Origin of the sequence: Pseudomonas sp. Os17 (genome assembly GCF_001547895.1) — a bacterium.
Taxonomy (GTDB): domain Bacteria; phylum Pseudomonadota; class Gammaproteobacteria; order Pseudomonadales; family Pseudomonadaceae; genus Aquipseudomonas.
In genome coordinates this window covers 1,856,834-1,880,219 of the sequence record NZ_AP014627.1, presented here as the reverse complement: position 1 = coordinate 1,880,219, position 23,386 = coordinate 1,856,834, and the positions used below count along the sequence as shown (strand labels likewise).

Annotated in this window: 26 protein-coding genes; 5 read left to right on the top strand and 21 right to left on the bottom strand. The window is 64.3% G+C overall.

Annotated features, from left to right (window positions below):
- The first annotated feature begins 5 nt into the window (after positions 1 to 5).
- Positions 6 to 1,007 (top strand): sulfate ABC transporter substrate-binding protein, encoded by a 1,002-nt coding sequence (locus POS17_RS08485; protein ID WP_060838173.1) that lies wholly within the window; start codon positions 6 to 8, stop codon positions 1,005 to 1,007.
- Positions 1,008 to 1,070: 63 nt separating this feature from the next.
- Here the strand turns inward: POS17_RS08485 and POS17_RS08480 are convergent, their stop codons facing one another.
- Both POS17_RS08480 and POS17_RS08475 read right to left on the bottom strand, forming a co-directional pair.
- On the bottom strand, positions 1,071 to 1,520 hold the full coding sequence (locus POS17_RS08480) for a RidA family protein (RefSeq protein WP_060838172.1): 450 nt from the start codon (positions 1,518 to 1,520) through the stop codon (positions 1,071 to 1,073).
- A gap of 147 nt (positions 1,521 to 1,667) precedes the next feature.
- Positions 1,668 to 2,297, bottom strand: a complete 630-nt coding sequence (locus POS17_RS08475) for a DUF5666 domain-containing protein (protein WP_060838171.1) — start codon at positions 2,295 to 2,297, stop codon at positions 1,668 to 1,670.
- Between the two features lie 255 nt (positions 2,298 to 2,552).
- Here POS17_RS08475 and POS17_RS08470 point away from each other — a divergent pair, with 255 nt between their 5' ends.
- Positions 2,553 to 3,761 (top strand): MFS transporter, encoded by a 1,209-nt coding sequence (locus POS17_RS08470; protein ID WP_060838170.1) that lies wholly within the window; start codon positions 2,553 to 2,555, stop codon positions 3,759 to 3,761.
- A 78-nt stretch (positions 3,762 to 3,839) separates the two neighbouring features.
- Positions 3,840 to 4,724 carry a LysR family transcriptional regulator gene (locus POS17_RS08465; protein WP_060838169.1) on the top strand — a complete coding sequence of 295 codons (885 nt, stop codon included), beginning with the start codon at positions 3,840 to 3,842 and terminating at the stop codon, positions 4,722 to 4,724.
- A gap of 8 nt (positions 4,725 to 4,732) precedes the next feature.
- Here the strand turns inward: POS17_RS08465 and POS17_RS08460 are convergent, their stop codons facing one another.
- The 11 genes from POS17_RS08460 to ccmA all read right to left on the bottom strand — a co-directional run bounded on the left by POS17_RS08460 (position 4,733) and on the right by ccmA (position 13,372).
- Positions 4,733 to 5,875 (bottom strand): hypothetical protein, encoded by a 1,143-nt coding sequence (locus POS17_RS08460; RefSeq protein WP_060838168.1) that lies wholly within the window; start codon positions 5,873 to 5,875, stop codon positions 4,733 to 4,735.
- A 127-nt stretch (positions 5,876 to 6,002) separates the two neighbouring features.
- Complete coding sequence (locus POS17_RS08455) at positions 6,003 to 6,404, bottom strand: hypothetical protein (RefSeq protein WP_060838167.1); 402 nt, start codon at positions 6,402 to 6,404, stop codon at positions 6,003 to 6,005.
- A 14-nt stretch (positions 6,405 to 6,418) separates the two neighbouring features.
- On the bottom strand, positions 6,419 to 7,624 hold the full coding sequence (gene ccmI, locus POS17_RS08450; protein WP_060838166.1) for a c-type cytochrome biogenesis protein CcmI: 1,206 nt from the start codon (positions 7,622 to 7,624) through the stop codon (positions 6,419 to 6,421).
- A complete protein-coding gene (locus tag POS17_RS08445) occupies positions 7,621 to 8,091 on the bottom strand; it encodes a cytochrome c-type biogenesis protein (protein ID WP_060838165.1) in 471 nt (156 codons plus the stop codon). Before POS17_RS08445 ends, ccmI begins: the two co-directional genes overlap by 4 nt.
- Positions 8,088 to 8,624: a DsbE family thiol:disulfide interchange protein gene (locus POS17_RS08440; protein WP_060838164.1), complete on the bottom strand. Its 537-nt coding sequence runs from the start codon at positions 8,622 to 8,624 to the stop codon at positions 8,088 to 8,090. Before POS17_RS08440 ends, POS17_RS08445 begins: the two co-directional genes overlap by 4 nt.
- On the bottom strand, positions 8,621 to 10,609 hold the full coding sequence (locus tag POS17_RS08435) for a heme lyase CcmF/NrfE family subunit (RefSeq protein WP_060838163.1): 1,989 nt from the start codon (positions 10,607 to 10,609) through the stop codon (positions 8,621 to 8,623). Before POS17_RS08435 ends, POS17_RS08440 begins: the two co-directional genes overlap by 4 nt.
- Before the next feature lie 3 nt (positions 10,610 to 10,612).
- Entirely contained in the window at positions 10,613 to 11,068 is a 456-nt protein-coding gene (gene ccmE, locus POS17_RS08430) for a cytochrome c maturation protein CcmE (protein ID WP_016965417.1), read from the bottom strand.
- Positions 11,065 to 11,241, bottom strand: coding sequence for a heme exporter protein CcmD (gene ccmD / locus POS17_RS08425; protein WP_060838162.1), 177 nt, complete (start codon positions 11,239 to 11,241; stop codon positions 11,065 to 11,067). The genes ccmE and ccmD overlap by 4 nt, the downstream gene beginning before the upstream one ends.
- The gene (locus POS17_RS08420) at positions 11,238 to 11,993 is read right to left on the bottom strand and encodes a heme ABC transporter permease (RefSeq protein ID WP_060838161.1); all 756 of its coding nucleotides are present in this window, start codon (positions 11,991 to 11,993) and stop codon (positions 11,238 to 11,240) included. The genes ccmD and POS17_RS08420 overlap by 4 nt, the downstream gene beginning before the upstream one ends.
- 78 nt (positions 11,994 to 12,071) lie before the next feature.
- Entirely contained in the window at positions 12,072 to 12,740 is a 669-nt protein-coding gene (ccmB, locus tag POS17_RS08415) for a heme exporter protein CcmB (protein ID WP_060841898.1), read from the bottom strand.
- Positions 12,737 to 13,372 carry a cytochrome c biogenesis heme-transporting ATPase CcmA gene (ccmA, locus tag POS17_RS08410; protein ID WP_060841899.1) on the bottom strand — a complete coding sequence of 212 codons (636 nt, stop codon included), beginning with the start codon at positions 13,370 to 13,372 and terminating at the stop codon, positions 12,737 to 12,739. Before ccmA ends, ccmB begins: the two co-directional genes overlap by 4 nt.
- 196 nt (positions 13,373 to 13,568) lie before the next feature.
- On the opposite strand from ccmA, the gene fliK reads away from it, so the two are divergent.
- Both fliK and POS17_RS08400 read left to right on the top strand, forming a co-directional pair.
- Complete coding sequence (fliK, locus tag POS17_RS08405) at positions 13,569 to 15,158, top strand: flagellar hook-length control protein FliK (RefSeq protein ID WP_060838160.1); 1,590 nt, start codon at positions 13,569 to 13,571, stop codon at positions 15,156 to 15,158.
- Entirely contained in the window at positions 15,155 to 15,484 is a 330-nt protein-coding gene (locus POS17_RS08400) for an EscU/YscU/HrcU family type III secretion system export apparatus switch protein (RefSeq protein WP_060838159.1), read from the top strand. Before fliK ends, POS17_RS08400 begins: the two co-directional genes overlap by 4 nt.
- 57 nt (positions 15,485 to 15,541) lie before the next feature.
- On the opposite strand, the gene POS17_RS08395 is transcribed toward POS17_RS08400, so the two are convergent.
- From POS17_RS08395 to POS17_RS08360, 8 genes are all read right to left on the bottom strand, one after another.
- Positions 15,542 to 15,934 (bottom strand): DUF2802 domain-containing protein, encoded by a 393-nt coding sequence (locus tag POS17_RS08395; protein ID WP_016965424.1) that lies wholly within the window; start codon positions 15,932 to 15,934, stop codon positions 15,542 to 15,544.
- Positions 15,935 to 16,417, bottom strand: coding sequence for a chemotaxis protein CheW (locus tag POS17_RS08390; RefSeq protein WP_011060011.1), 483 nt, complete (start codon positions 16,415 to 16,417; stop codon positions 15,935 to 15,937).
- 79 nt (positions 16,418 to 16,496) lie between these two features.
- Positions 16,497 to 17,399, bottom strand: a complete 903-nt coding sequence (locus POS17_RS08385; RefSeq protein ID WP_060838158.1) for a CheW domain-containing protein — start codon at positions 17,397 to 17,399, stop codon at positions 16,497 to 16,499.
- Between the two features lie 84 nt (positions 17,400 to 17,483).
- The gene (locus POS17_RS08380) at positions 17,484 to 18,272 is read right to left on the bottom strand and encodes a ParA family protein (protein ID WP_047302706.1); all 789 of its coding nucleotides are present in this window, start codon (positions 18,270 to 18,272) and stop codon (positions 17,484 to 17,486) included.
- A 50-nt stretch (positions 18,273 to 18,322) separates the two neighbouring features.
- Complete coding sequence (gene motD / locus POS17_RS08375; protein ID WP_060838157.1) at positions 18,323 to 19,207, bottom strand: flagellar motor protein MotD; 885 nt, start codon at positions 19,205 to 19,207, stop codon at positions 18,323 to 18,325.
- Between the two features lie 2 nt (positions 19,208 to 19,209).
- The gene (locus POS17_RS08370; RefSeq protein ID WP_016963185.1) at positions 19,210 to 19,950 is read right to left on the bottom strand and encodes a flagellar motor protein; all 741 of its coding nucleotides are present in this window, start codon (positions 19,948 to 19,950) and stop codon (positions 19,210 to 19,212) included.
- Entirely contained in the window at positions 19,950 to 21,065 is a 1,116-nt protein-coding gene (locus POS17_RS08365) for a protein-glutamate methylesterase/protein-glutamine glutaminase (protein ID WP_060838156.1), read from the bottom strand. The genes POS17_RS08370 and POS17_RS08365 overlap by 1 nt, the downstream gene beginning before the upstream one ends.
- A 47-nt stretch (positions 21,066 to 21,112) precedes the next feature.
- A complete protein-coding gene (locus tag POS17_RS08360) occupies positions 21,113 to 23,386 on the bottom strand; it encodes a chemotaxis protein CheA (protein ID WP_060838155.1) in 2,274 nt (757 codons plus the stop codon).

Genomic DNA, 23,386 nt, shown 5'->3' with positions numbered 1-23,386 from the left:
GTGCAGTGAAAAAACTCTTCAGCGCTTCGCTTCTGGCGGCCGGCCTGGCCCTGGGCAGCGTCGCCCAGGCCGCACCGACCCTGCTCAACGTGTCCTACGACGTGATGCGCGACTTCTACAAGGACTACAACGCCGCCTTCCAGAAACACTGGAAAGCCGAGCACAACGAGAACATCACCCTGCAGATGTCCTTCGGCGGCTCCAGCAAACAGGCGCGCTCGGTGATCGACGGCCTGCCGGCGGATGTCATCACCATGAACATGGCCACCGACATCAACGCCCTGGCGGACAACGGCAAACTGGTGCCGGACAACTGGGTGACGCGCCTGCCGGACAACAGCGCGCCCTTCACCTCGGCCACCGTGTTCATCGTGCGCAAGGGCAACCCCAAGGCCCTGAAGGACTGGCCGGACCTGCTCAAGGATGGCGTGCAAGTGATTGTGCCCAACCCCAAGACCTCGGGTAACGGCCGCTACACCTACCTCTCGGCCTGGGGTTATGTGCTGAAGAACGGCGGCGACGAGAACAAGGCCAAGGACTTCGTCGGCAAGCTGTTCAAGCAGGCGCCGGTACTGGACACCGGTGGCCGCGCCGCCACCACCACCTTCATGACCAACCAGATCGGCGACGTGCTGGTGACCTTCGAGAACGAAGCGGAAATGATCGCCCGCGAATTCGGCCGCGATCAGTTCGAGGTGATCTACCCGAGCGTGTCCGCCGAAGCCGAGCCGCCGGTATCGGTGGTGGACAAGGTGGTGGAGAAGAAAGGCACCCGCGCCGCGGCCGAGGAATACCTGAAGTACCTGTGGTCGCCGGAAGGCCAGGAAATCGCCGCCAACAACTACCTGCGCCCACGGGACCCGAAGGTGCTGGCCAAGTACACCGACCGCTTCCCGAAAGTCGACTTCCTCTCGGTGGAGAAGACCTTCGGCGACTGGCGCAGCGTGCAGAAGACCCACTTCAACGACGGCGGGATCTTCGACCAGATCTACACCAACGCCAAATGACCACTCGCGGGTGAATGAAAAAAGCGACCCGGGCGGTCGCTTTTTTTATGCCTGCTGGCGAGTTCAGAGCGCCCGTGCCGGATTGAACAACGCCGCCGTGGCCACCTGATGCTGCTCCTCCAGCACCGCCTCGGCCTCGACCTCGATCAGCCACTCAGGCAGGGACAGGCCGCTGACGATAATCCACGAAGACGCCGGCGGCTGGCTGGCAAAGCGCTCCAGCAGCACCGCGCTGATGTGATCCTGCTGGTCGCGGGCGGCTTCGGCGATGTAGATCCGCAGCATCACCACATCCGCCATCTGGCCGCCCGCCGCGGCCAGGACGCTTGCGATGTTGTCGAAGGCCTGCTCGGTCTGTTCCCGCAGGCCGGGGCCGACCGTCCGCTCCTGCTCATCCACCCCCACCTGGCCGGACAGCAGCAGGCGTCGGCCGCCCCGCACTTCCACCGCCTGGCTGAAACCGTATTGCAGCGAATTGAACACACTGGCTGGGTTGAACGTCGACTTTTCCATAAGGCACTCCCGGCGCATTGAACGACCGGAAACCGTAAACCAAGGCTTTGGCGACTTCCACCGCAACCCGCGTGCTGCAACATTTGGCAATGCAAGCCTGGGCGGCGCAGAACCGGAGCGGAATCCTCCACCCCGCAGGCAACGGCCCTACATGGGCGGAGCCACCCCATCCTTGCCGGCGGAAATCGACTGCGCGGTGAGTTTGCCGTCGGCGCTCTGGGTGACGAACATCACCACCTTGACCCCGGCCTTGAGCAGGCTGCGATCCCCGGGGGTGAGATTGACGATGGGGACATCGTCCGGCACCAGGATCTTCTGCTGCCCGCCCTTGTAATTGACGGTCAGGGTGCGGCCGTTGCTCACCACCAGATCCCCGACGCTGCCGTTGGTCATGCTGCTGCCCTTGGCCAGGTCGAAGGGCCGATGACCATCCCCGGTGCCGGCCATCTGCGCGGGAAAGACATGCACTTCCAGGGCCTTGAGAGTGCCGTCGGCCATGGGCAGTGCCGCCGAGCCGATGTAGCTGCCGGGCTTGATGTCCTCAATGTTGGCCAGGGTCACCCCGCGTACCTGGGTCTGTGGGGTCAGCTCGACACTGACGTTTTCACCGCTGTTGACATGCACCCGCACCAGGTCGCCGCTGATCCCGGTGATCTCGCCGCGCACGCCCATGCGCATGCCCGGCGCCTCCTGGGCGCGGGCCGCGACGCCCACCAGGGTGAACGCCAGGACAACGCCCTGAGCGGCGCACAACCAACCACGCAAAGACCGATTCATGGGATGGATTCCTCTGTTGAAAAAGGGGCTCGGGCCACTCCGGGGCGAATGGCGAACATGAGCATGCTATCGAACAAGATGTAAGTAAATGTATCATCAGCCCTCGTCAGCGGCATCCGTCCCGGCCGGCAGCGCAACGCCTTGAATCGGTCATTTATTCCCCGCAGGAATGAATGCTATTGCCCCGCCCTCTCTACTGCGTTACCGCGCTGCCTCTTAACCTTGCCCCATCTTTTCGCCGCCAAGAGAATTCCGATGAGCTCAACGACCCAGGCGCTGCCCCTGCGCAGCGTGACAATGACCCGAGGCATGGTGCTGCTGTTCGCCTTCTGCTGCGGCGCCATCGTCGCCAACATCTACTACGCACAACCCATCATCGAGCTGATCGCCCCGGACCTCGGCTTGTCCAGTTCCCTGGCCAGCCTGATCGTGTCCCTGACCCAGATCGGCTATGCCCTGGGCCTGTTCTTCCTGGTGCCCCTGGGCGACTTGCTGGAAAACCGCCGACTGATGGTGATCACCACCCTGGTGGCCATCGCCAGCCTGCTGGGAGCGGCCTGGACCCAGCAGCCCAACGTCTTTCTCCTGGTGTCGCTGCTGATCGGCTTCAGCTCGGTGTCGGTGCAGATCCTCATTCCCCTGGCAGCGCACCTGGCCCCGGAAGAGTCCCGCGGCCGAGTGGTGGGCGGGATCATGGGCGGCCTGCTGCTGGGGATTCTCCTGGCTCGTCCGGTGTCCAGCGTGGTGGCCGATCTGTTTGGCTGGCGCGCGATGTTCATTGCCGCTGCCGTGCTGATGGCGGCCATCAGCCTGGTCCTGATGCTGACCATGCCCAAGCGCCAACCGGCCCATAGCGCCACTTACGGCCAACTGCTGCGCTCACTGGGGAGCCTGCTGCGCCGGCAACCGGTCTTGCGCCAGCGGGCCTTCTACCAGGGCTGCATGTTCGCCAGCTTCAGCCTGTTCTGGACCGCGGCCCCGCTGGAGCTGGCACGCCAGCACGGCCTGTCGCAGAGCCAGATCGCGATCTTCGCCCTGGTAGGCGCCATCGGGGCCATCGCCGCCCCCATCAGCGGACGCCTGGCGGATGCCGGCCACACCCGCATCGCCTCGCTGCTGGCCATGCTCCTGGCGGCCCTGAGCTTTGTGCCGACACTGATCCATCCCGCCTACAGCGTGATCGGCCTGGCGGTGACCGGAGTGGTCCTGGACTTCTGCGTGCAAATGAACATGGTGCTCGGGCAACGGGCGGTGTATGCCCTGGACGCCCACAGCCGCAGCCGCCTCAACGCGCTGTACATGACCAGCATCTTCATCGGTGGCGCCTTCGGCTCATCGATTGCCAGCGCGGTGTACGAACACGGCGGCTGGCTGGGCGTGGCCCTGGTGGGCAGCGCCTTTCCTCTGCTGGCCCTGTTGCGCTTTCTTTTGGTGGCGGACAACCGCCGAGCCGTGCGCGCCTAGGCGACTCGGGCTGAACCCGGTGATAGTGTCGGCTACCGCTCCCGGGGGCCCTGCTCCCCTCTCCTGCAAGGACAACCGATGGACCGCCTAGCCGCGATGGAAACCTTTGTGCATGTGGTGGAAAGCGGGTCCTTCTCCGCTGCCGCCCGCCGCCTGAACCTGGGCCAGCCCGCCGTATCGAAAACCATTGCCCAGTTGGAGGCCCATCTGCAGGTGCGGCTGTTGTTGCGCTCCACCCGCGGCTTGACCCCCACCGAGGCCGGCCTGGCCTATTTCGAACGGGCCCGGCGCACCCTGGAGGAGGCCTGCGAGGCGGAAAACGCTGCTCGCGGGTCGGCGGCGGCATTGCATGGCACCCTGCGCATCGGCGCCGCGGTGACCTTCGCCCGCATGCACATCGTGCCCCACTTGGGGGCCTTTCTTGATCGTCACCCGGGGCTGCAGATCGACGTGGTACTGGACGATCAGCACATCAATCTGGTGGAAGCCGGGGTGGATGTGGCGCTGCGCATGGGCCGCCTGGCCGACTCGACCCTCACCGCGCGCAAAATCGCCGAATGCCCGCGCCTGCTGCTGGCCACCCCGGAGTACCTGGCCACACATGGCGAACCCCGGCATCCGGCCGATCTGAGCGAACACCAGGCCCTGATCTACAGCCGGGGGCCCGGCCATCTCTGGCACTTTTTCCAGGGCGACCAAGAGCAGCAGGTGAGTGTCAGCGGCAGGATCCGGGTCAATGCCGCGGAAGGCTTGCGGGCGGCGGTCCTGGCACATCAGGGCCTGGCAACCGCCTCGCAATGGATGTTCGCCCCGGAATTGGCCAGCGGCGCGGTCAAGGCACTGCTGACCGACTGGCAGCTGCCACGGCAGCAACTGTGGGCGGTGTTTCCCGGCGGGCGCCTGGTGAGTGCCAAGGCCCGGGCCTTCATCGAGTACGTGGAGCAGTTGCTGGAGCGCCTCTGAGACGCACTTCAGATGCGCTCGCGGACCAGCACCTCGATGTTCAGCGCCTCGCCCCAGCGCCGCAGGCGCTCGATCAGGCCCTGATCGGTTTCACCGACCAGGTACAGGATGTCGATGGTCTGGGTCGCGGCCCATTCGACGAACTGACTGCTGTCGAAGTCGGCCAGGGTCTCGAGCCGGAATTCGTTTTCATAGAACCCCGGGGCCACCGCCACCGGGGTGTCCTGGGGACTGGCCGCGGCGATGAAGTCACAGGACAGGTGCACCACGCCCCAACGGGCCACGCGCCAGTTCCTCAGGGCTTCGTCGAGACGCGCCCGGGCACCGCGGACAAAGCCCAGGCCATCGAGCACCACGCGGCGGTTGACGATCAGCCACAGCCTGCGTCGCTGGGGGGCCTTGAGCAGCACCTCGCCCGTCACCTTGGAGGCGCGCAAGGCCAGGGCAATCACCAGCAACAGAGGTGCGCAATAGCCGTAGAGGCGTTCGGCCTGGCTGACCTGGGTCAGCCCATGCAGGCGCTGGACCTCGGCCCGCTGGCGCTCCAACTCCCCGAATGTCTGTCCCAGACGCTGCAACCATTGCTGCACCAGGGGTGCTGAATACTCGCCACGCAGATCATCCAGAGCCTGCTGCACCTTGCTCACCGCCAGGGTCGACGGACGCCCATCGGCGCTGCGTTCCAGCGTGCCAAAGCGCTCGCACAGGCTGCTGACCTGGGCCGCATCCTGGGGCTCATGCAGCTCAAGCGCTGCCTGACAGTGAGCGCTGCCGAGCATGTCGTCGATCTCGGCCAACACCCTGCGCTGCAGGCCGGCCTGCTGGCTTTGCGCCCATTGATAGTCGCTCTGGAACCAGTCCACGCGGACCGCCTGGGTAGCACTGATCAGCGCCAGGGAAGCCAGCAGCAGCCAGCCGTAGTCGACCTTCTTCCAGCCGATCTCGCCCAGGCGGAACACCGAGATCAGGCTCCAGCAGAAGAAGTAATACATGAAGGCGAAGGCCACCAGCAGGTACAGCGGTGCCAGGGACAGATAGATCAGTTCCGGCACGTCTGCCGGCCCCAGGCCATACAGCAACAGCAGGACACAGATCACGGCCAGCCAAAACACCATCGGCGCGACATAGGGTTTGTTCAGGTCTTTCTTCATCGGGCGCTCAACGGCTGATACTCGGGAACACCCCGCTGTATCGGCCAGCCGACCCGAGGCTTAAATAATCCACCCCGGGGCGCGGGCTCTGGCCTGCGCCTCTGCGGTTATCCGGCAGGCGCCGGAATTATTGGAACTGGCGGCCGAGGCCGGCGGGAACACCGTGGATATCGGTGTCTTCCCAAGGCCCGTCGGGGCTGATGGAACGGCTCCAACCGTTGTTCCAGCGGTAATAGGTGCGCTGGCGGTAGAACGTGTTGTTCTGGTCGTCCAGCACATAGACCCCGAGCCGGGCGTCCCAGTGGCTGTGCCCGCCCGGCGGCGGGGCAAAGCTGGCGGAGGTGCGAGGCAGGGGTTTGGTGGTGGGGATCGGCGCGCTGGGCTTGCCCGGGGCCGTGGACGGAGCCGGGCGTGTGCTCGGCCCCGCGGGCGGAATGGGTTCAGAGGAGGTGGGCACCGGCCGCTGGACCGTACAAGCGCTCAACCCCAGGACCAGTGACAACAGGGTGATACGAGCGATGGCGGTCATGGCGGCTTCTCTGGTTATTGATCCGGACTGTCGATGGTCAGCTGTTGCGCGGCGGTGGTGCTGCTGGGCAATGGCTGGCTACGCCCAACCCACTCGCCGGACGTTGGCTTGCCGGCGCGGGAAATGCGCGCAACCAGTTGGACTTCAGGGAAGTTCGACAGTTTCAACTGCGGCATCATCGCGTCGCTATCGCCCAGCTCGACCGTAGCCGGCAGGTCGGCCACGGTCAGGCGCTTGGCCGCCAACGGGGCGGGCGGCCCCTGGGTGGCACGGGCGAAGATGAACACGCTGTCGCCCGGCTGGACCTTGTCCTTGAGCTGCGCAGCCAGATCGACGCGAACCTTGAGCAAGGCGCCCTTGGCCTGAACCGCCGGCTCGGTCGCAACCTTGCCTCCCGCGGCCACCAGCTTCTCGCTGGCCCGTTCGATCCCACCCTGCAGCGCTGCGCGGGAATTGTCGTCCGGCGGCAGTTGCGCCTGCAGCCGTTTCCAGTAGTCGATGGCGTCCTGGTAGCGCCCGCCTTCGAAGGCGGCGATCCCCAGCAGCCCAAGGCTGGTGACTTCGTTGGGATCGGCTTTCAGCGCTTCGTCGGTCAGGCCCTGGACCTTGTCCGACCATTGCTTGTTGTCGGCGAAGTACTGGGCCTGGGCCCATTGCCCCAAGAGCTCGGGCTGGCGGCCGGCCACGGCCACGGTGCGTTCGAAGATCTTCGCCGCGTCCGCCGGGCGATCCTGGGCCATGTAGGTGCGCCCGAGGAAATACAGACCTTCGGCAGAGTCCGGCTGGGCCGCCACCGCGCGCTCCAGGCGCCGGGTCATTTCCTCCATGGACTGCGGCGCCTGGGCAAACGCCCGGGTCAGCTCAACCTTGTCGCTGGCGCCAAAATGCAGGTACAGCCCCAGCCCCAGCACCGGCACCAGCAGCGCCGCCAGCAACGGCAACGGCTTGCCCAGGCGCGAGCTGCGCAGCGGAGCGCTGCCTTCGGTGTCCGCCAGCAGCTCGCGAGCCGCTTCGGCGCGTCCGGCGTCCATCTGTTCGGCACTGAGCACGCCTTCGGCTTGCTGACTGTTGAGCTCGGCCACTCGTTCTTCATAGAGCGCCACGTTCAGCGCGGTACGATCCTCTTCACGCTGGGCACGACGCTCGCGCAATACCGGGATCAACAGGAAACTCAGGGCGATCAGGAGCAGCAGGCCTGCTGCAAGCCAGAAATCAATCATGGGTGGTTTTTATCCAGCAGTTGGTCGAGGCGCTGACGCTCTTCGACGGAAAGCGTGTTCGGGCTGTCACGAAGCTCGACGCGACGACGCCGGACAATCACGGCAATGATCACCAGACCGCCCAGCAGCAGCCCGGCGGGACCGAACCAGAGCAGCGCGGTCTTGCCGGTCAGGGCCGGCCGGTAGCGCACGAAGTCGCCGTAGCGGTCGACCATGAAGTCGATGATCTGCTGATTGTCCTTGCCCTCACCGAGCATGCGGAAAATCTCTTTGCGCAGGTCGGCGGCAATCGGCGCGTTGGAGTCGGCGATGTCCTGGTTCTGGCACTTGGGGCAGCGCAGTTCCTTGGTCAGTTGGTGGAACCTTTCGCGGTCGGCGTCGCTGGCGAACTGATAGGTATCGATAGCGGCGTGGGCCACGCCGGCGATGCTCAGGCCCAGGATGGCGGCGGCTAACCAGCGCTTCATGGCTTGGCCTCATCGACCAGGGCCTGGTACTTGGCGGCCAGCTGTTCGCGCCACACCACTTCGTCGATCACCCCGACGAACTTGTCGCGGATGATGCCCTTGGCATCGATGAAGAAGGTTTCCGGGGCGCCGTAGACGCCGAGGTTGAGTCCCAGGGAGCCCTCCTCGTCGCGCACGTCCAGCAGGTAGGGGTTGTGGAACTCGGCCAGCCACTTCAGGGCGTCGGCGTTGACGTCCTTGTAGTTGATGCCGTAGATCACCACGCCCTTCTCGGCCAGCTTGTTCAGCACCGGGTGCTCGACCCGGCAGGAAATGCACCAGGTGCCCCAGACGTTGACCAGCGCCGGCTTGCCCAGCAGGTCGGCACGGGTCAGGGTCTTGTCGCCCTGCACCGACGGCAGGGAGAACTCCGGGAACGGCTTGCCGATCATTGCCGATGGCAGCTCGGCCGGGTCCAGGTACAACCCGCGATAGAGAAACACCGCCACCACCAGGAACACCGCCAGGGGCAACATCATCATCCAGCGTCTCATGCCGTAGCTCCTGTCATGCCCAGTGCTTCGCGCACGCGGCTTTTAACCTTGATCCGGTAACGCCGGTCCATGGCCGCCAGCAAGCCACCGAAACCGGTGAGCAGGCCGCCGAACCAGATCCAGCGCACGAACGGCTTGACGTGCACCCGCACCGCCCAGGCGCCTTCACCCAGGGGTTCGCCCAGGGCCACATACAGGTCACGGGTGAAACCGGCATCGATCCCGGCCTCGGTCATCATCGAGCTCTGCACGGTGTAGAGGCGTTTTTCCGGGTGCAGCACCGCCACTTCCTTGCCATCGCGCACCACACGCACGGTGCCCTTGTCGGAAGTGAAGTTCGGCCCTTCGAAATGCTTGGCGCCCTCGAAGATGAAGTGATAGCCGGCCAGTTCCATGGACTCACCCGGCTCCAGGCGCAAGTCGCGCTCGGCGCTGTTCTGGCTCGACAGCACCACGCCCAGGGCACAGACGGCGATGCCCAGGTGCGCCAGTTGCATGCCCCAGTAACTGCGGGTCAGGCCTGGCAGGCCCTTGATCAGGCCCTTGTGCCGGGTCTTGTCGAAGATGTCGCGCACCCCGGCCAGCAGCACCCAGGCCGCCAGCAGGAAGGTCGCCAGCACCGCCCAGTTGAAATCGCCGTAGGCAATGCCCGCCACCACGGCCAGGGCCACGCTGCCCAGCAACACCGGACCGAGCATGCCCATCAGCCATTTCACCGGGGTGTCTTTCCAGCGCACCAGTACGCCCACCGCCATCACCACCATCAGCAAGGCCATCAGCGGAATGAACAGCGCATTGAAGTACGGTGGGCCCACCGACAGCTTGGCGCCGGTCAGGGCGTCCAGCACCAGTGGGTACAGAGTGCCCAGCAGAATCATCGAGGCCGCCACCACCAGCACCAGGTTGTTGCCCAGCAGCAGGGTTTCCCGGGACCACAGGTTGAAGCCCACATGGCTCTTGACCACCGGCGCGCGCAGGGCGAACAGGGTCAGCGAGCCCCCCACCACGAACAACAGGAAGATCAGGATGAACACCCCACGCTCGGGATCCGCGGCAAAGGCGTGAACCGAGGTCAGGACCCCGGAGCGCACCAGGAAGGTACCCAGCAGGCTCAGGGAGAAGGCCGCAATCGCCAGCAGCACGGTCCAGCTCTTGAATACGCCGCGCTTTTCCGTGACCGCCAGGGAGTGGATCAGCGCCGTGCCCACCAGCCAGGGCATGAACGAAGCGTTTTCCACCGGGTCCCAGAACCACCAGCCGCCCCAGCCGAGTTCGTAGTAGGCCCACCAGGAGCCCAGGGTGATACCGATGCCGAGGAAGGCCCAGGCGACGATGGTCCAGGGCCGCGACCAGCGGGCCCAGGCGGCGTCCAGGCGACCGCCCAGCAAGGCCGCGATGGCAAAGGCGAAGGCCACCGAGAAACCGACGTAGCCCATGTAGAGCATCGGCGGGTGAACGATCAGGCCGATGTCCTGCAGCAGCGGATTGAGGTCACGGCCATCGGCCGGCACCTGCGGCAGGATCCGCGCGAACGGGTTGGAAGTGACGATCAGGAACGACAGGAAGCCGGTGCTGATCAGCCCCATCACCGCCAGCACCCGGGCCAGCATCACCTGGGGCAACTGGCGCGAGAACACCGACACGGCGAAGGTCCAGCCACCGAGGATCAGCGCCCAGAGCAGCAGCGAACCTTCGTGGGCGCCCCAGACGGCACTGAACTTGTAGTACCAGGGCAAGGCGCTGTTGGAGTTGTGGGCCACATAGGCCACCGAGAAGTCGTCGGTCATGAAGGCATGGGTCAGGCAGCCGAAGGCGAATACCAGGAAGGCGAACTGCCCCCAGGCCGCCGGCTGGGCCAGGCTCATCCACAGCCGGTCGCCACGCCAGGCCCCCAGCAGCGGCAGCACGGCCTGGACCAGGGCAAAGCACAAGGCGAGGATCATCGCCAATTGGCCGAGTTCAGGAATGAACAGTGCGGAACTCATGGCTTAACCCTCTTTCGCTGGTGTCGGTGCCGACTGGCCGCTGTCTTTCAACGCCTTGGTGACTTCCGGCGGCATGTACTTCTCGTCGTGCTTGGCCAGCACTTCATCGGCCACCACCACGCCGTCGGCGTTGAGCTTGCCCAGAGCGACGATGCCCTGCCCTTCGCGGAACAGGTCCGGGAGGATGCCGCGGTAGGTGATGGTCACCGACTTGTTGAAGTCGGTGACCACGAACTTGACGTCCAGAGAGTCGGCGGAGCGCTCCAGGGAACCGGCCTGGACCATGCCTCCGGCACGAATCCGCGTGTCCAGCGGCGCTTCGCCGTTGGCGATCTGGGTCGGGGTGTAGAACAGGTTGATGTTTTCCTTCAGCGCGCTGAGGGCCAGGCCAACGGCGATGCCGACGCCCACCAGGATCGCCAGGATGATCAAAAGACGCTTTTTACGCAGCGGATTCACTTACCGTTCTCCCGGCGCAGACGACGCGCCTCTTGTTGCAGATAACGCTTGCGCGCCAGGATCGGCTCCGCCACGTTGATGATCAGGACTGCCAGGCAGATGCCATACGCCGACCAGACATAGAGGCCGTGATGGCCCATGGCGAGAAAGTCGCTGAAGGATGCAAAGCTCATCGAACAGTCTCCAGACAACCTTGGACTTCGGCCTTGACCCAACTGGCCCGGGCTTCGCGCTTGAGCACTTCCAGGCGCATGCGCAGCAACAGCACGGCGCCGAAGAAGCAGTAGAAGCCCAAGGCGGTGAGCAGCAGCGGCAGCCACATTTCCACCGGCATCGCCGGTTTCTCCGTGAGGGTGAAGGTGGCGCCCTGGTGCAGGGTGTTCCACCACTCCACCGAGTACTTGATGATCGGGATGTTCACCACACCGACAATGGCCAGTACCGCGCAGGCCTTGGCGGCGCTGTCACGATTGCTGATGGCGTTGCCCAGGGCAATCAGACCGAAGTACAGAAACAGAAGAATGAGCATCGACGTAAGTCGTGCATCCCAGACCCACCATGAGCCCCAGGTCGGCTTGCCCCAGATGGCCCCGGTCACCAGTGCCACGGCGGTCATCCAGGCACCGATCGGCGCCGCGCATTGCAGCGCCACGTCCGCCAGCTTCATCTTCCACACCAGGCCAACCACGCCGCAGACCGCCAGCATCACGTAGCAGGACTGCGCCAGCATGGCCGCCGGGACATGAATATAGATGATGCGGAAGCTGTTGCCCTGCTGGTAGTCCGGCGGCGCGAAGGCCAGGCCCCAGGCCACGCCGACAGCAATCAGCAAGACCGCCGCGACGCTGAGCCAGGGCAGCATTTTTCCGCTGATGCCATAGAACCATTTAGGCGAGCCGAGCTTGTGAAACCAGGTCCAGTTCATTCGTTGTTTCCATCACGGTTGCTCTTCGCTCTCACGAACAGCCAGGGTCTTTACTGGTCAAAAAACAACCAGACCTCATTATTCGCCGACGCTGATCTTCAGGCCAGCAGCTATTGCAAAGGGTGTAAGGGTCACTGCCAGGGCGGTCAGGCTCCCAAGCCACAGCAGATAACCTGTCGCCGGCATGCCCTGCAGTGCCGCCTGCAGGGCGCCACTGCCGAGAATCAGTACCGGGATGTACAAAGGCAGGATCAGCAACGCCAGCAGCAAGCCACCGCGCTTCAATCCCACCGTCAGTGCTGCGCCCACTGCGCCCAGCAGGCTCAGCACCGGAGTGCCCAGCAGCAGTGACAGCAGCAACACCGGCAGGCAGGCGGTAGGCAAGCCGAGCATCAAGGCCAGCAAGGGTGCAAGCAATACCAGTGCCAGGCCGGAAAAGGCCCAGTGTGCCAGTACCTTGGCCAAAACCAGAAGAGGCAGGGGGTGCGACGAAAGGACCCACTGTTCAAGGGATCCGTCCTCGAAATCACTGCGAAAAAGCCCGTCCAGCGAGAGCAGGACGGACAATAAGGCCGCTACCCAGACCAGCCCCGGTGACAAGGTTTGCAACAGATTTGTCTCAGGTCCCACGGCCAATGGGAACAGTGCAACGACGATGGCGAAGAACACCAGGGGGTTGGCCAGCTCCGCCGGGCGTCGGAACAGCAAGCGCGCCTCACGGGCCAGCAATTGGGCAAAGACGCTCATGCCGCCCACCGTCCCAGGTCCAGATCGCGGTAGCCCGACGGCATGCGGGTCAGACTGTGGTGAGTGGTCAGGACCACCATGCCGCCGCGTTCGCAATGATTGGCCAGGTGCTCCTCGAGCTGGGCCACCCCCTGTTTGTCCAGGGCGGTGAAGGGTTCGTCGAGGATCCACAGCGGCGGGCCGTCCAGATACAGCCGGGCCAGGGCCACACGGCGCTGCTGGCCGGCGGACAGGGTGTGACAGGCGACGTCCTCGAAACCGCGCAGGCCGACGGCCGCCAGGGCCTGCCAGATAGTCTCGCGCGTGGCCGGCTGGTGCAGGGCACAGAGCCAGTTGAGGTTTTCCTCGGGAGTCAGGACATCCTTGATTCCGGCGGCGTGGCCAATCCACAACAGGTTGCGCGCCAGTTCGGCACGCTGGCCATGCAAGGGCTGGCCATTGAGTAGTACCTGGCCAGCAGTGGGTTGCATCAGGCCGGCGAGCAAGCGCAGCAGGCTGGTCTTGCCACTGCCGTTGGGACCGCTGATCTGCACCATGTCTCCGCCGGTCAGACGCAACTCCAGGTGTTCAAACAGCATCCGCCAGTCGCGCTCACAAGAGAGTGCTACGGCTTCGAGAAGAGGGCTGGTCAAGGGATGGTGGGCCTTCACGGGTTCAAGTCGGCAGTGGCGCGGCCGTTAAAGGGATGCAGAATAAATGCATTGGCGGCCTGTTCTAGAGAGCTGCGTCAAACATTTGCAATGTTTTCCCCACTCCCCCAAAGACGGGCGGCATTATACATGCGAAGCCCTACTCTCAAGAGGGCTAATTTCCACAGGTTGTGTCCGAATGACTGGCGAAATAAACATCCTGCCGCTGCCCCAGGCGCCCGCCCCCGGCCCCTCGCGCCCTCAGCCGATCAGCGGCGAACTGCTCAAGCTGGTGCCGCCCCTGGAAGGCTTGATTGCCGCCGGCCAGAGCGCCAAGGCCGAAGTGCTGTCGCTCAAGCAGACCGACCAGACCTTCCAGCTGCTGCTCAAGGTGACCCTGGACAATGGCCGGCAAACCACCGTGCAGGCCACCAGCAGCCAGCCCTTGCCCCAGGGCACCAGCCTGGCGGTGATCCAGCCTTCGGCCGGCAACCTGGCGATCACCGTGCAGCAGGCCATTGCCTCCAGCGTCGCCGCCCTGACCCGCCTGGACACCAGCCAACTGCCTTCAGGCACCCTGCTCCAGGGCAAGGTCCTGACGAGCCAGCTTCTGCCCCAGGGCAGCAACCAGCCGGCGATCTACCGCTCTCTGGTCAGCCTGCTCAATACCGCTCAAAGCGGCGCCACCTTGAGCATCGACAGCCCGCAGCCGCTGCGTATCGGCAGCCTGCTCAGCGCTCTGGTCTCGGATGCGCAGACCCTGAACTTCGTCCCCCTGGGCAACCGCCAGGAACAACTGGCCATCGCCGCACAACTGGCCAGCCAGCAAAGCCGCCAGGGCTCCCTGAACGGACTGATCAACCTCCTGCAGAGCCTGCCCGCCGACAGCGGACTGTCCACTTCATCGGCCGACCTGCGGGCCGCCGTGGAACGCTTGCTGGCCGGCTTGCCGGACCAGCAGCAACTGAGCACCTCGCGCGGAGTGGCCCAGGCCCTGCTGGGCAGCGGTCTGTTTCTGGAAGCCAAGCTGCTGGCCGGAGCCAATCCCGCTCAGACGCCCGACCTGAAGGCCGACCTGCTGCGCCTGATCGCCCAGTTGACCCCGGGACTGCCCTCCTCCAGCAGCTTCAATGCGATCATCGCCGCCAACACCCTGGCGCAATCGCTGCCGAGCTTCGTGCGCAGCGCCCTGGGCACCCTCGGCCAGGTCAGCGCCAAGACACCACCCGGCGGCTTCCCACTGCCGGAACGACTGCTGCAAAGCCTGGAAGGCGAAGGCGATCTGCAACATTTGCTGCGCCTGGCGGCGGCGGCGGTATCACGCCTGCAAAGCCACCAGCTGGCGAGCCTGGAACAGAGCGGCCTGACCGATGATGGTCGAAAACTGACCACCTGGCAGTTGGAGATCCCCATGCGCAACCTGCAGGACATCGTGCCCTTGCAGGTCAAGCTGCAACGGGAAGAAGCGCCGGATCCCGAACCTGAACCCTCGCACAAGCGTGAAGAGCGTCCGTCCAAGCAGGCGCTGTGGCGGGTCGACCTGGCGTTCGATCTCGACCCGCTAGGCCCGCTGCAGGTCCAGGCGCAACTGATTCAAGGGCGCCTGTCCAGCCAGCTGTGGGCCGAGCGGCCCTACACGGCAAGCCTGATCGAGAGCCACCTGGGCCACCTGCGCGAACGCCTGCTGGCCTCGGGACTGGATGTCGGCGATCTGGACTGCCATCTGGGCATCCCGCCCCGGGGTCCGCAAACCCGATTGGAACAACGCTGGGTCGACGAAACCGCATGAAAGACTCTCCACCACCGCGCCAGGCCATTGCCCTCAAGTACGACGGCCAGCAAGCGCCGACCCTCACCGCCAAGGGCGACGATGAACTGGCGCAAGCCATCCTGAAGATCGCTCGGGACTATGAAGTACCGATCTATGAGAACGCCGAACTGGTGAAGCTGCTGGCCCGCCTGGAACTGGGCGAGAGCATTCCGCCGGAGCTGTACCGGACCATTGCCGAAATCATCGCCTTCGCCTGGAACCTCAAGGGCAAGTTTCCGGCCGGACATGATCCGCAACAGGTCGAACAGGAGAAGGACATCACGGAGGGCAGCTACAAGCTGTAAGCCGCAAGCTTCAAGCTGGAAACTTGCAGCTGACGGCTTGCAGCTTGCCGCTGAAGCTCAACCTTTGTGCAGCTTGCTGACCAGTTCCGCCTCGGCCTGGGTCAGGCCGCAGGACTGGGTCAGTTCGTCGACGCTGGCACCCATGCCCACCAGGCGCGCGGCCTGGGCGAAGGACAGGCTGGAGGGGTCGCGCTGCTCCAGCTGGGCCAGTTTGTCCGGCAACGGCGCCACCACCGCCCGCAGTTCATGCAGATCCTCGCCCATGCGCACCGTACCGTTCTGGTAATGGTCGACACGCTTGGCCAGCTCCTTGATCCGCTGATCGCGCACAGCATCGCCTTCGGCTTGCTGGGCGGCGATCTGCCGCTGATTGCGGGTGTACGACAGAAACAGCGCCACAGTGGCGACCCAGAGGATCGCCAGGACAATCACCGCTACCTCGAGGATCAATCAGATACTCTCCAGTTCCGACCATTCCTCTTCGCTCATCATCTTGTCCAGCTCGACCAGAATCAGCAGTTCGCCGTTCTTGTTGCAGACGCCTTGAATGAACTTGGCCGACTCTTCGTTACCCACATTCGGTGCGGTTTCGACTTCCGACTGACGCAGGTAAACCACTTCCGCCACGCTGTCGACCATGATCCCGACCACTTGCTTGTCGGCTTCGATGATGACGATCCGGGTGTTGTCATTGACTTCGGTGGGCACCAGGCCGAAACGCTGGCGGGTATCGATCACGGTGACCACATTGCCGCGCAGGTTGATGATCCCCAGCACGTAGCTCGGAGCACCCGGCACCGGAGCGATCTCGGTGTAGCGCAGCACTTCCTGGACGCGCATCACGTTGATGCCGTAGGACTCGTTATCCAGCTTGAAGGTGACCCATTGCAGGATCGGATCTTCGGAACCCTGTGCAGACGACGACTTATTCATACCCTGACCCCTCAAAAAACCGTTGAAAACGGCGTGTGTTCTGTGTGGCTGCGCCCAACGGACGCCGCCTGTGTTTGCTTCACTTCGGCTTGTGGGCCGCTTGACTGATAGCCAGCTGCTTGGCACCACCGGTGGCGATCAACTCCGCCAGTTCGGCCACGTCGAGCAAGGCGCACATGTGTTCGATCACGGTGCCGGCGAGCCACGGGCGTTGGCCACGATGACTGCGCCACTTGATTTCGTTGGGGTCCAGGCGCAACGAACGGCTGACCTGATGCACCGCCAACCCCCACTCATAGCCCTGGACCGAGATCACGTACTGCAGGCCCTGGCGGAAATCATCACGGTAACGATCCGGCATGACCCAACGGGCGGTATCCAGCACTTTCAGGTTACCGGCCTGGCTCGGCAGGATACCGAGGAACCACTCCGGCTGACCGAACAGCGGCGTCAGTTCCTGCCCTGCCAAAGAATAGATCGACCCCAGGCACACCAGCGGCACCGCCAGGGTCAGCCCGGCGACATCGAACAACAGGCATTCGAAAGGCTCTGCCGCCCAGCTGGGACGGTCGCTGCCGGTGACCGGAGGCGGTGTATTGCTGGGTGGCAGGTGCACTTCGACCACCGGCGGCACCAGCGCCTGAAGCATCGGCACCACGGGGGAAATCGAAGTCAGCACCGGCGGCGGTGCTTCCAGAATGGCCGGCGCCGGCATCGACTCCGCCACCCGGGCGACGGGAGCCGCCTGCTGCTGAATCAGCGCATCCCGCGCCTGCTCTTCCAGCACTGCTGCCTGGAACTCGTCCAACACTTCAGTGCCGGCCTCGGGCGTGACCAGCGGAGCTGGCGGCGTGACCTCGACGGCAACCGCAACGGCAGGCTCCGGAGCCAGTTCTTCTTCGGTGGCGTCCTGCAGCAAAGCGTCCAGGTACGACTGCAGCGCCAGTTGGGGCCGGCTCTTGATATCCAGAGGACGGTTCATAAGGATACCCACGCGAAAACCTCGACACAGTGACCTGTGGAGGTTATCGGCCAGGCCGTCGGGCGACTTGAATAAGCCTTCACGTCAAGCCACCTGCGCCACGAGCTGCTGGGCCAGCAAGTGCTTGAGCAAGGCCTTGTAGGCCAGTACGCCGCGACTCTTGCCATCGAACTGGGAAGGAGTGACCCCTGCCCGGCTGGCGTCCCGCAGGCGGGTATCCACCGGGATGTAGCCTTGCCAGATTTCGTCGGGAAACTTGTCCCGCAGGATCCGCAGCGTGCCCAGGGACGCCTGGGTCCGTCGATCGAACAGGGTCGGCACAATGGTGAACGGCAGTGGCTGCTTGCGCGAGCGGTTGACCATCGCCAGGGTGTTGACCATGCGTTCCAGGCCCTTGACCGCCAGGTGTTCGGTCTGCACCGGGATCACCAACTGCTGGCTGGCCGCCAGGGCGTTGACCATCAACACGCCGAGCAACGGCGGGCTGTCGATGACCGCATAGTCGAAATCCTGCCACAGCTGCGCCAGGCTCTTGGCGATCACCAGGCCCAGGCCGCTCTGCCCCGGCGACTGGCGCTCGAGGGTGGCCAGGGCGGTGCTCGACGGCAACAGGGAAATGTGTTCATGGCTGGTGCCCAGCAGCAGCTGGCCCGGCAGGTCCTGGGGCACGTTGCCCTTGTGCAGGAACAGATCGTAGCTGCTGTGCTCCAGGCTGTCCGGGTCGTAGCCAAAGTAGCTGGTCATGGAACCGTGGGGGTCGAGATCGACCACAACCACGCGCTTGCCCGCCTCGGCCAGCAAGCCGGCTAAAGCGATGGAACTGGTGGTTTTACCAACACCACCCTTTTGATTGGCGACTGCCCAGACTCTCATTCGGTTGGTTCCTCCCGCCCGGCCACAGCAGGGCGAGACATAGCGCTAAGTTATAAAGCGGGTGACGGAGAATTGACGGCGCTTCCCTGTACCGGCGTTTTGACCGGGGTTGGTGCAGTTTGTGTGCCAGCACGCTTGAGTGCCGCATCCGGTGTTGCATTGGCGGTGCCGGTGCCGGTCAGGCTGCGCCGCACATCGAGATTGCGCGACACAACCAGCACCACCCGCCGATTGCGTGCCCGGCCTTCGGCAGTGGCGTTGTTGGCCACCGGCTGGAACTCGCCATAGCCCACGGAGGCCATCCGCGCCGGATTGACACCCTGCATCGCCAACATGCGCACGATGCTCGCCGAGCGAGCCGAGGACAGCTCCCAGTTGGTCGGGTATTGCGCGGTCTGGATCGGCTGATTGTCGGTGAAGCCTTCGACATGGATCGGGTTGTCGAAGGGTTTGAGGATCTTCGCCACCTTGTCGATGATGGTGAACGCCTGGTCGCTGGGCATGGCGTCGCCACTGCCGAACAACAGGCTGGAGTTGAGTTCGATCTCCACCCACAACTCGTTGCCGCGCACGGTCATCTGGTTCGAGCTGATCAGATCGCCAAAGGCCGCGCTGATGTCATCGGCGATGCTCTTGAGCGGATCGCTGCCAGCGGAAATCCCGGCGTCGGTCTGCTCGCTGTCCTTGACCAGAGGCTTGGCCGGGGTCACGGTCTTGGGCCGCTCATCACCGATGGGAATCGACTTGAGGCTGCGATCGGAGTCGGTAAAGACCCCGATCAGCGCCTCGGAAATCACCTTGTACTTGCCTTCGTTGATCGAGGAGATCGAGTACATGACCACGAAAAACGCGAACAGCAGGGTGATGAAGTCGGCGTAGGAAACCAACCAGCGTTCGTGGTTGACGTGTTCTTCTTGCTGGCGACGACGAGCCATAGTCAGTCCATGAAGCCTTGCAGCTTCAACTCGATGGAGCGGGGGTTTTCGCCTTCGGCGATCGACAGGATGCCTTCGAGCAGCATTTCCCGGTAACGGGACTGGCGCAGGGCGATGGACTTCAGCTTGGCGGCGATCGGCAGCAACACCAGGTTGGCGCTGGCCACCCCGTAGATGGTGGCGACGAACGCCACGGCAATGCCGCTGCCCAGTTGCGACGGATCGGCCAGGTTGCCCATGACGTGGATCAGCCCCATGACCGCACCGATGATGCCGATGGTCGGCGCATAGCCGCCCATGCTCTCGAAGACCTTGGCGGCCTCGATATCACGACTTTCCTGGGTGTAGAAATCCACCTCGAGGATGCTGCGGATGGCTTCCGGCTCGGCGCCGTCCACCAACAGCTGCAGGCCCTTGCGCGAATAGGTGTCCGGCTCGGCATCGGCCACGCCTTCCAGGCCCAGCAGGCCCTCCTTGCGCGCGGTCAGACTCCAGTTGACCACCCGGTCGATGCCGCCGGGCAGATCGACCCGCGGCGGAAACAGGATCCACACCAGGATCTGCATGGCTCGCTTGAAAGCGCTCAACGGCGACTGCAGCAAGGCCGCACCGATAGTGCCGCCGAGCACGATCAGTGCGGCCGGGCCGTTGGCCAGTGCCGACAGGTGACCACCTTCCAGGTAGTTGCCGCCGATGATGGCGACAAACGCCATGATGATCCCGATTAGGCTGAGCACATCCATCAGAGACAGGCCTCGACCAGATGCCGGCCGATGTCGTCCAGGCTGTACACCGCGTCCGCCAGGTTGGCTTTGACGATGGCCATGGGCATGCCATAGATCACGCAGCTGGCTTCATCCTGGGCCCAGACCGCGCTGCCGCCCTGCTTGAGCAGGCGGGCGCCTTCGCGACCGTCGGCGCCCATGCCGGTGAGGACCACCGCCAGAACTTTGTCGCTGTAGGACTTGGCCGCAGAACCGAAGGTGATGTCCACGCACGGCTTGTAGTTCAGACGCTCATCGCCAGGAAGAATCTTCACCGCGCCACGACCGTCGATCATCATCTGCTTGCCGCCCGGCGCCAGCAGCGCCAAGCCTGGACGCAGGATGTCGCCATCCTCGGCTTCCTTGACGCTGATGCGGCAGAGCTTGTCCAGACGCTCGGCGAAGGCCTTGGTGAAGGCCGCCGGCATGTGCTGGATCAGCACGATGGGGGCCGGGAAGTTGGCCGGCAGCTGGGTCAGGACCCGCTGCAGGGCCACCGGGCCACCGGTGGACGTACCGATCGCCACCAGCTTGTAGGCCTTGCGCTTGGGCGCCGGCGATGCCGGACCTGGAGCCGCTGCCGGAGCGCGGACCGGAGCCGGTGCTGGCGCCGGGCGCGCACCGCCGAAGCTCGACGGAGTCGGAGCCGGTGCAGCCGGTTGCGGCGCCGGAGCGCTGTAGCTGCTGAAACGACGATTGCTGCGCGAGATGCTGTGGACTTTCTCGCACAGCAGTTGCTTGACCTTCTCGGGATTGCGCGAGATGTCTTCGAAATTCTTCGGCAGGAAATCCACGGCCCCGGCATCCAGCGCATCGAGGGTCACTCGAGCGCCTTCATGGGTCAGGGAAGAGAACATCAGGACCGGCGTCGGGCAGCGCTGCATGATATGCCGTACTGCGGTGATGCCATCCATCATCGGCATCTCGTAGTCCATGGTGATCACGTCCGGCTTGAGCGCCAGGGCCTGATCGATCGCCTCTTTACCGTTGGTCGCCGTACCGACGACCTGGATATTCGAATCCGCTGAAAGAATTTCCGAGACGCGGCGGCGGAAAAAACCCGAATCGTCCACCACCAGGACTTTGACTGCCATAAACACTCCGTTAGGTGGGGCGAGGCCAACCGCCCCTCCCCGCCGAATCAAATACGCCGTGCGGCGTAACGCTTGAGCATGCTCGGAACATCGAGAATCAGAGCGATGCGGCCGTCACCGGTAATGGTGGCGCCGGACATGCCTGGGGTTCCCTGAAGCATTTTGCCCAAGGGCTTGATGACCACTTCTTCCTGGCCCACCAACTGATCGACGACAAAGCCGATCCGCTGGGTGCCCACCGAAAGGATCACTACGTGGCCTTCACGCTGCTCTTCATGAGCGGCGGAACTGACCAGCCAGCGCTTGAGGTAGAACAGGGGCAATGCCTTGTCACGCACGATCACCACTTCCTGGCCGTCCACCACATTGGTGCGGGACAGGTCGAGGTGGAAGATTTCGTTGACGTTGACCAGCGGGAAGGCGAACGCCTGGTTGCCCAGCATCACCATCAGGGTCGGCATGATCGCCAGGGTCAACGGCACCTTGATGACGATCTTCGAACCCTGGCCCTTGGTCGAGTAGATGTTGATCGAGCCATTGAGCTGGGAAATCTTGGTCTTCACCACGTCCATGCCCACGCCCCGGCCGGAGACGTCGGAGATCTCGGTCTTGGTGGAGAAGCCCGGGGCGAAGATCAGGTTGTAGCACTCGGTGTCGCTCAGGCGGTCGGCGGCGTCCTTGTCCATCACGCCGCGCTTGACGGCAATGGCTCGCAGAACGTTGGGGTCCATGCCCTTGCCGTCGTCGGAAATCGACAGGAGGATGTGGTCACCTTCCTGCTCCGCCGCCAGCACCACTTTGCCGCCACGGGCCTTGCCCGAGGCTTCGCGCTCTTCCGGCGATTCGATGCCGTGGTCCACCGCGTTGCGCACCAAGTGCACCAGCGGGTCGGCCAGGGCCTCTACCAGGTTCTTGTCGAGGTCGGTTTCTTCCCCCACCAGTTCCAGGTTGATCTCTTTCTTGAGCTGCCGGGCCAGGTCGCGAACCAGACGCGGGAAGCGCCCGAACACCTTCTTGATCGGCTGCATGCGGGTCTTCATCACCGCGGTCTGCAGGTCGGCAGTCACCACGTCCAGGTTCGACACCGCCTTGGACATGGCTTCGTCGCCACTGTTCAGGCCCAGGCGCACCAGACGGTTACGCACCAGCACCAGCTCGCCGACCATGTTCATGATTTCGTCCAGGCGCGCGGTATCGACCCGCACCGTGGTTTCCGCTTCGCTGGCCGGTTTTTCCGCTGGCGGCGCCGCTGCGGCACGAGCCGGTGCCGGCGCTGCAGCCGCAGCCGGTTTCGGCGCTTCGGCCTTGGCTTCGGGCTTCTTGGCCACGGGTTTGGCGACGGCGGCGCTGGTTGCTGCAGCCGGAGCAGGGGCAACTGCCGCTGCAGGTTTCGCCGCACCCGGGGCCTCAGAGAACTTGCCCTTGCCGTGCAGCTCATCCAGCAGGGATTCGAATTCGTGATCGGTGATCAGGTCGCTACCGGCTGCTGCGGCGCTGGGCGCCTGCGCGGCAGGCACCGCGGCCACTGCTGACTCCAGTGCGTCCACGGCAAAGTTGCCCTTGCCATGCAACTGGTCCAACAGGGCTTCAAATTCGTCATCGGTGATTTCGTCGCCAGCCGCGGCAGCACCAGCGGCAGCAGCAGGCGCTGCGGGAGCTACGGCATCGGGAGCGAACTGCCCCTTGCCATGCAGCTGGTCCAGCAGGGACTCGAACTCGGCATCGGTGATCTCATCGCTGGCAGGCTCGCCCTCGGCCACCGGTGCGGCAGCAGGCGCAGCCTCGGCGTCGGCCTTGGCGGCATTCAGCGAGTCGAGCAAGAGTTCGAATTCGTTATCGGTGATATCCCCTGATGGGGCCTCAGCCTCGGGCTCAGGCTCGGCAGCGACTTCGGCCACTTCTTCGACCGCCGGCGCTGCAGGTTCGGCACCGGCAGGCTCGGCCAGACGCGCCAACGCGGCCAGCAGTTCCGGTGTCGCAGCAGTGATTTCGGTGCGCTCACGGACCTGGCTGAACATGCCGTTCACCGCGTCCAGCGCCTCGAGCACCACGTCCATCAGCTCCGAATCGACCCGTCGCTCACCCTTGCGCAGGATGTCGAAGACGTTCTCGGCGATGTGGCAGCACTCCACCAGCTCATTGAGCTGGAGGAAGCCGGCGCCCCCTTTAACAGTGTGAAAACCGCGAAAAATTGCATTGAGCAGGTCCGCATCGTCCGGTCGGCTTTCCAGCTCGACCAGTTGTTCGGACAGTTGCTCTAGAATCTCGCCGGCCTCAACCAGGAAATCCTGAAGGATCTCTTCATCGGCGCCGAAGCTCAT